Genomic DNA, 5,858 nt, shown 5'->3' on the forward strand with positions numbered 1-5,858 from the left:
GCAGGAGTCCGCGCAGACCATGGCGGGTCTCGCGGACGGCGTGGTCGACATCGTGATCGGCACGCACCGATTGCTGCAGAAGACCGTGCGGTACAAGGATCTCGGCCTCGTGATCGTCGACGAGGAACAGCGGTTCGGTGTGGAGCACAAGGAACACATCAAGGCCCTGCGCACCCACGTCGACGTGCTGACCATGTCAGCCACCCCGATCCCGAGGACGCTGGAGATGTCGCTCGCCGGCATCCGGGAGATGTCGACCATCCTCACCCCGCCGGAGGACCGGCACCCGATCCTCACCTACGTCGGCGCCTACGACGACAAGCAGGTGGCCGCCGCCATCCGCCGTGAACTGCTGCGCGACGGACAGGTGTTCTACGTGCACAACCGCGTCTCCTCGATCGAGAAGGCGGCACGCCGCATCCGCGAACTCGTCCCCGAGGCCCGCGTGGTCACCGGGCACGGCCAGATGAACGAGGACAAACTCGAGAAGCTCATTCAGGGCTTCTGGGAACGCGAGTACGACGTGCTCGTCTGCACCACGATCGTCGAGACCGGGTTGGACATCTCCAACGCCAACACGCTGATCGTCGAGCGCGGCGACATGCTCGGTCTTGCGCAGCTGCACCAGCTGCGCGGCCGGGTCGGCCGCGGCCGGGAACGCGGCTACGCGTACTTCCTCTACCCGCCGGAGTCGCCGCTCACCGAGCACGCGCACGACCGGCTCGCCACGATCGCGCAGAACACCGAACTCGGCGCGGGTATGGCCGTGGCGATGAAAGACCTGGAGATCCGCGGCGCGGGCAACATCCTCGGCGCGGAGCAGTCCGGCCACATCGCGGGCGTCGGTTTCGACCTCTACTTGCGCCTGGTCGGCGAGGCCGTCGAGGCTTTCCGCAAGCACGCGGGCGCTCCTGGCGCCGAGGACGAGGAGGAGCTGGCCGATGTCCGCATCGACCTCCCGGTGGACGCGCACATCCCGCACGACTACGTCCCCGGCGAGCGGCTGCGCCTGGAGGCTTACCGCAAACTCGCCGCGGCCCCGGACGCCGCCGGTCTCGACGCCGTCCGCGAGGAACTGGTCGACCGCTACGGCGAGCCGCCGACACCGGTGGTCAACCTGCTCGCGGTGGCCGCGTTCCGCCAGGCCTGCCGCGCGCACGGGGTCACCGAGGTGATCGCGCAGGGGAGCAACATCCGCTTCGCGCCGATGCCGCTGCGCGACTCGCAGATGGTGCGGCTCAAGCGGCTCTACCCGAAGGCCGTGCACAAGGCGGTCACCGACACGATCACCATCCCGCGGCCCACCGAGGGCGCGGCGGGAGGTCGGATGGGTGCTCCCGTGCTGCGCGACCGCGACCTGCTCGACTGGTGCGCGAAGTTCCTGGATTCGCTGGCGGCGGCCCCGGTGGCGGTGTCCTGACCTGGCCCAGCCGTAACCCGATAGTGAAGCCGACGCGAGCGCTGTGAGAGGCTACGGCACTGTGACCACCGTCATTCGTCGTCGACGCCCGCTCGTCGTCCTGCTCGCCGTGTTCGGGCTGCTGCTCAGCGCCTGTTCCACGGGGCCGGGACAGGCCAACGCCGCCGCCATAGTCAATGGCAAGACCATCGCGGTCAACCGGGTGCAGGAGCTGGTGGACAAGGCCCGACAGGCCGAGCCCGCCGTCCAGCAGCTCGCCGACCAGCGCAAGCTCGACCTGCTTTCGCGGGCCGTGCTGCGCCAGCTGATCCTGCACGAGCTCATCGCGGCGCACACAGCCAAGGAGAACGTGGCGATCAACGAGGCCACGGTCACCGAACTGGCCGGGCAGCTGTCCGGCTCGTTCCAGCCGCTGCCGACCGACGGGTCCGCCTCGCCGGAGCAGATCGTCGACCAGGCGGTCAACCGGGCCTTCGAGCCCACGGAGATCGCCCGCGACTACCTCGCTCTGGCCGAGATCGGCCGCAAGGGCGCCCCGGGTCTCTCGGTCACGTTCGACTTCACCCTCGTCGCCCCCGGCGGCCCCGACGACAAGCCGGGCTCGCTGCGCGACAAGGCCATCGCGAAGGCCAATCAGCTCGCCGTGGGCCTCGACGAGGCAGGCAAGATCATCGACGCCGACGTGGCGGGCGGCCTGCAGGCGGCGCGCGGCGAGACCATCACCCCGGCGCTCGCGCCGGACATCGCGGGAAGCGTCCTGTTCGGCGCCCCGCTCAACAGCGTGATCGCCTTCCAGCCGAACCCGCAGAACGCCGGCTGGGTGGTCGCGGTGATCCGCAAGCGCGAGACCAACGCCACCCCCGGTCCGGACGACAAGCCCGCCGACGCCCGGCTGGCCACCACCCTCGGCCCGCGCATGCTGCAGGGCACCTCACAGCAGGTGGGTGTGGAGATCAGCCCCCGCTACGGCGTGTGGGACCTCGCCGGCATGGCGATCGCGCCGAGCGAGGGTGAGACCACGGGCGTGGTCATCCCGATCAAGAACGCCGGCCAATGACCGTCGCGGTGGTGCTGGTTCGCGGGAACACGGTTCCGGCGGACGCGGTGCCACTGCTGCGCGCGGCGGCGAAGGTGTATGTCGCGGGTGAGGTCGACCCGGCTCTGGGCGACGCCTCGATGCCCGCGGACATCGCCGCCGAAGCCGATGCCGTGGTGCTGACGTCGTCGCTGGACGCGGTCGCGGATCTGGTCGCCGCGGGTTCGCCAGTGCACGTCACAGCGGGCGCGGGTCTGGTCGCCGCCGCCCAGGTCATGGACCGGCTGAGGTCGCCCGGCGGCTGTCCCTGGGACGCCGAACAGACCCACGACTCACTGCGGCAGTACCTCGTCGAGGAGTGCTTCGAGCTGCTCGAGGCAATCGAGGAAGACGACCGCCCGGCGCTGCGCGAGGAACTGGGCGATGTGCTGCTCCAGGTTCTCTTCCACTCGCGCGTGGCCGAAGAGGATACCGAGGACCCGTTCACCATTGACGACGTCGCGGCCGAACTGGTCGCGAAGCTCGTCGGCAGGCACCCGCACGTGTTCGCGGGCGGCGACCCGGCGGTCCGCGACGCGGCGACCCAGGAAAACCGCTGGGAAGAGCTCAAGCAGCAGGAGAAGCGCCGCGAGTCCAGTGTGGACGGAGTGGCGATGGGGCAGCCCGCGCTCGCCCTCGCCGCCAAGCTGGCGCAGCGCACGGCCCGCGCGGGGCTGCCCGGCGACCTGCTGCCCAAGCACACCGATGTCGGCTCCCGGCTGTTCGACCTCGCCGCGCTGGCGAAGCTCGCCGGGCAGGACCCGGAGGCCGAACTGCGCGCCGTGGCCCGCCGCTTCGCGAGTCAGGTCCGTGACGCGGAGCGCTCCGCCAAGGCCAGTGGTGAGCCCGAGATGACCCACGACATCTGGCGAAAGCACTGGCCGGACTGACCACCTGTGGATAACTTCGGGCAGATGTCGGCGGATCTCGCTAACTTGGCAGAGTGACCGACGCCTACCTCCGATTTCCCCATCTGCACCAGGACCTGATCACCTTCGTCGCCGAGGACGACGTGTGGCTGGCCCCGGTCGACGGCGGCCGCGCCTGGCGGGTCTCCGCCGACAAGGTGCCCGTGCGGAACCCGCGATTCTCGCCCGACGGAAGCACTCTGGCCTGGGCGAGCACCCGCGACGTGGAGCCGGAGGTGCACGCCGCGCCGGTCGACGGCGGGCCGAGCGACCGGCTGACGTACTGGGGCGACGTCAACACGTCCGTGCTCGGGTGGACGCCGGAGGGTGAGGTCATCGCGAACACGACGACCGGCCGGTCGTCCATTCGGCACCGCTGGGCGCACGCGGTTCCGCTTGGCGGCGGACCGAGTCGGGTGCTCCCGTACGGGCCGCTGGACGCCCTGTCGATCGGCCCGGACGGTGTGGTCCTCGGGTCGGTGATCTCGGTCGAACCCGCGTGGTGGAAGCGTTATCGCGGCGGCACGGCGGGCAAGGTGTGGGTCGATCGCGACGGCCAGGGCGAGTTCCGCCGCATTTTGTCCGAAGTGGATGGACATCTCGTGTCGCCGATGTGGGTCGGCGGCCGGATCGCGTTCCTGTCCGACCACGAGGGCATCGGCAACATCTACTCGTGCGACCAGGATGGCGGCGACCTCCGCACACACAGCGACCACAAGTTCTACGCGCGCAACCCCAGCACCGACGGCACGAGGGTGATCTACCACAGCGCGGGGTCGCTCTGGCTGCTCGACAGCCTCGACGCCGAACCCCGCGAACTCGACGTCCGCCTCGGCGGCCCACGCGGATCCCGCCAGCCCTACCGGCTTTCGCCCGCCCGCTTCCTCGGCGACGTCGGGCCGGACACGACCGGCCGGGCCAGCGCGGTCGAGGTGCGCGGGACCGTCCACTGGCTCACCCACCGCGACGGGCCCGCGCGGGTGCTGTCGGTGGAACCCGGTGTGCGCGCACGGTTGCCGCAGGTGCTCGGCGACACCGGCCAGACGGCGTGGGTGACTGACGCGGAGGGCGAGGACGCCTTGGAGTTCGCGCCGGTGGAGGGGCGGGCGACGGGCACCAGCCCGCGCCGAGTGGGCGCGGGGGAGCTTGGCCGCGTGCTCGAACTGGCCGCCTCGCCGGACGGCAGGCGCGTCGGCGTCGTGACGCACGACGGCAGGCTGCTGCTCGTCGACGTCGACAGCGGCGAGATCCGTCAGGTGGTCAAGGCCCAGGAATCGGACCCGGCCGGGTTGGCGTTCTCGCCCGACTCCGGCTGGCTCGCCTGGTCGCACCCCGGTCCCGACCCGCTGCGGCACATCAGGATGGTCAACACCACCGACTTGTCCATTGTGGACGTGACACCGCTGCGGTTCGTCGACTCCGACCCGTCGTTCACCCAGGACGGCAAGCACATCGCGTTCCTGTCGACCCGCAGCTTCGACCCGATCTACGACGTGCACGTGTTCGACCTGTCCTTCGCCAACGGCAGCAGGCCCTACCTGGTGCCGCTCGCCGCCACCACACCTTCGCCGTTCGCGCCGATGCGTGAGGGGCGGCCGTTCGGCGACGCGGACGACAAGGACAAGTCCGATAGCGACAAATCCGACGGCGATGTGCCGCGGACCGGCGTCGACCTCGAAGGCATCGCCGACCGTGTGGTCGCCTTTCCGGTGGCCGCGGCGCGCTATTCGCAGCTGCGGGGGGCGAAGGGTGGCGTGCTCTGGCTCTGCGACCCGCTCGTCGGTTCGCTCGGTGACGACCTCGACGACCTCGGCGAAGACGCGCCGCGGGCCTCGCTGGAGCGGTTCGACCTGGCCAAGCTCAAGGCCGACACCCTCGTCGACGGCCTCGACGAGTTCTGGACCAGCGGCGACGGCCACCGCGTCGTCGTCCGCGACGGCGCAACACTGCGCGTGCTGCCGGCCGACCGCAGGCCGGACTCCGACGACGGCTCCGAGGACAACATCACCGTCGACCTGAGCCGGATCCGCGTCGAGATCGACCCGGCCGCCGAGTGGCGGCAGTCGTTCGACGAGGCGGGAAGGCTGATGCGCGACCACTTCTGGCGCGCGGACATGGGCGGCGTCGACTGGCAGGGAGTGCTCGACCGGTACCGCCCGCTCGTGGAAACACTTGGCTCCCATGACGAACTCATCGACCTGCTGTGGGAGGTGCAGGGCGAACTGGGCACGTCCCACGCCTACCTCGCCCCGCCCGGCACCGGCGCCGACCACAAACGGCGGCTGGGTCTCCTCGGCGCCGACCTCGCGTGCGGCGACGACGGCCGCTGGCGCATCACCAGGATCGTGCCCGGCGAGAGCTCCGACCCGCGCGCCCGTTCACCGCTGCGCGCCCCCGGCGTGGCCGCGCGTGTCGGCGACGCGATCGTCGAGGTCGACGGCAGGCCGGTCCAGCC

General features: G+C 70.8%; 4 protein-coding genes. All 4 read left to right on the forward strand.

Annotated elements, in window-relative coordinates; genetic code table 11:
* On the forward strand, positions 1-1,420 hold a 1,420-nt coding region (locus ACRDSQ_RS21965), incomplete at its 5' end, for a TRCF domain-containing protein (protein WP_431423667.1).
* 61 nt (positions 1,421-1,481) lie between these two features.
* The gene (locus tag ACRDSQ_RS21970; RefSeq protein WP_431423668.1) at positions 1,482-2,477 is read left to right on the forward strand and encodes a SurA N-terminal domain-containing protein; all 996 of its coding nucleotides are present in this window, start codon (positions 1,482-1,484) and stop codon (positions 2,475-2,477) included.
* Positions 2,474-3,385 (forward strand): MazG family protein, encoded by a 912-nt coding sequence (locus tag ACRDSQ_RS21975; protein ID WP_431423669.1) that lies wholly within the window; start codon positions 2,474-2,476, stop codon positions 3,383-3,385. The genes ACRDSQ_RS21970 and ACRDSQ_RS21975 overlap by 4 nt, the downstream gene beginning before the upstream one ends.
* A 53-nt stretch (positions 3,386-3,438) precedes the next feature.
* Positions 3,439-5,858, forward strand: a 2,420-nt coding sequence (locus tag ACRDSQ_RS21980) for a S41 family peptidase (RefSeq protein ID WP_431423671.1), incomplete at its 3' end; no start/stop codon positions are given.

The organism is Actinokineospora sp. (assembly GCF_050699995.1).
GTDB lineage: Bacteria > Actinomycetota > Actinomycetes > Mycobacteriales > Pseudonocardiaceae > Actinokineospora.